General features: G+C 62.2%; 3 protein-coding genes and 1 pseudogene. All 4 read right to left on the reverse strand.

Annotated features, from left to right (window positions below):
• Positions 1 to 214: hypothetical protein (locus tag IL54_RS25265; protein WP_037472982.1), on the reverse strand; the 214-nt coding region annotated here is incomplete at its 3' end.
• A gap of 158 nt (positions 215 to 372) precedes the next feature.
• Entirely contained in the window at positions 373 to 822 is a 450-nt protein-coding gene (locus IL54_RS02695) for a DUF411 domain-containing protein (RefSeq protein WP_047100380.1), read from the reverse strand.
• 58 nt (positions 823 to 880) lie between these two features.
• On the reverse strand, positions 881 to 1,264 hold the full coding sequence (locus IL54_RS02700; RefSeq protein ID WP_037472990.1) for a DUF305 domain-containing protein: 384 nt from the start codon (positions 1,262 to 1,264) through the stop codon (positions 881 to 883).
• A 48-nt stretch (positions 1,265 to 1,312) separates the two neighbouring features.
• Positions 1,313 to 2,104 (reverse strand): annotated as a pseudogene (locus tag IL54_RS02705) (copper resistance protein B); the annotation flags it as partial.

Here is a 2,104-nt window from a genome sequence, read left to right on the forward strand (position 1 = left end):
CCATGTTCATGTCCACGGTCGACATAGAGCCCATCCCCATGTGACCGTCGCCAGCGTCTGCTCCATCCTTTTTCTGAGTCTCGCCTGCGCTGTTAGCGGCCGGCCCGGGACCGGCCCCGAGCGCATCGTGATCTTCATGAGCCGATGCCGACGTGCTTACTGACATTGCAACCGCAAGGAGCAAAGCGAAGGTCCCGCCTCGTTTACCGCCCATCACCCGACCCCTTGATCCGTGTTCATCGATTCCCGTTTTCCTCACCCGGCCGAATCCTTTTGTGAACTCTTCGCCTGCTCTTTCAGACGAACTGGACCGTGGAGCTACGCCGGCTGCGGCGGCCGGGTCCTGCGCCGCTAGCCTGAAAAAACCGCCGATCAGCTGCCGTGGCGCGCGAACAGGCGGCGCCCGCCGGGACCGAAGGCGACCACGTCATAGGCCTGCGTCTTGACGCCCGGCACTTCCATTCCCGGCGAGCCGAGCGGCATACCGCCGACCGCGAGGCCTCGCACACCCTTGGGCCGGGTCGCGAGAGCCCGCTTCATATCGGCAATCGGCACGTGGCCCTCGAAAGCCATGCCATCGGCGATTGCTGTGTGGCAGGACGAGACGTCCGCAGGGACCCCCGCGCGCTTCTGCAGCGCCGGGCGATTGGAATCATCGACGACGCGCACCTGGCGCCCGAGCTGCCGCTGCACCTGCGCTGCCCACTTGGCGCAACAGCCGCAGCCGGGATCGCGGTGCATAACGATCGGGGTGGCCGCGCTGACGGCAACCGGAACCAACAAGGCTGCGGCAGTAAGCGCGGATCGTAAAGCTGTCTTCATGGAAAAACTCCTTGGTCATTCCTCCCGCCCCCTCGTGGGGCGGGAGGAACGAAGATTATCACTGAGGTCGCTTGCTCATCGACCGGAGCATCGCCTGGAGTTCACCGATGCTCTTGTTTTGCTCGGCAATAGACTTCTGAGCCATTTGCCGGGTCTTCGCATCGGGCGCCTCGCGGAGAACGATCTGCGACATGGCAATCGCACCGCGGTGATGCTCGATCATCTTGCGGGCCCACGTCTCATTTGCATTGGCGCCTTTGGCCCTCATCATCTTCTCGTGCATCGCCATCTCGGCGGGCATGAAGGGCGTGTTCATGCCAGGCATGTTGTCGTGGTTCATGCCCTGCATTTTCGAGTGGTCCATGCCTTGCATCTGCTGCTGAGCCAAAGCCGGGCTCGCTGCCATCGCCGCCAGAGCCAGAGCTGTAAGTGTCTTAAACATTGCCTGCTCCTTCTTGGACTTAGTCAACGCAACAAAGCCCAATCGGCCTCAAAACCATGTGCGAATGCCCAGAACAAGGCTGGTCGATGACGCATCCTCGCCGTCCTCGCGTGCAAAACGAGCAGAGCGGCCCACTCTGCGCTCGTATGAAACACCGATATAAGGGGCAAACTCGCGCTTCACCTCGTAGCGCAGCCGCAAGCCAAGCTCGAGGTCCGACAAGCCCGAGCCGATCCGGTCTTCCGGAACGTCTTGCGCCGCAAATTCCGCTTCGAGACGAGGCTGGAGGATCAGGCGCTGGGTGATACGCTGATCGTAATACCCTTCAACGCGGCCGAGCACGTCACCCTTGCTAGACAAGAACAGTGCGCCCTCCACATCGAAAAAGCCTGGGGCCAGGCTCTCGAACCCAACCGTAGCGTAGACACGGGAGGGGTTGGGCTTGAAGTCGTAACGAATCCCGGCCTGGAAGTCGGTGAAGGGTCCGATCGCCCGTGCATAGAGCGCCTGCAGCTCCGCCCTTTCCAGGCTTCTCCCAAAGTTCCCTTCGCCTTCGGTTTTAAGAACCAGGCGATTGATGTCGCCACCGTACCAGGCACCGCCATCCCATCGATAGGCGTCGCGACCGTCGCGGACCTGGTATTCGGCCAGATTAAATATGACCTGCGAGAAATTCTGCCCCCCGTGCATCTGCAGATGCTGCTGCGAATGCGCCATGGCGGCGGCAGAGTAGACTTGGTCCGCGGCCCGATCCGTCGGGATCGGCGGCGGCGGAGCGTTGCCGGCCGGCAGGTTGGTCCCGACCATCGTCATGCCGGTCGCCGAAGGAGGCATGCTTCC

It is taken from the genome of Sphingobium sp. ba1 (assembly GCF_000743655.1).
Taxonomy (GTDB): Bacteria; Pseudomonadota; Alphaproteobacteria; order Sphingomonadales; family Sphingomonadaceae; genus Sphingobium.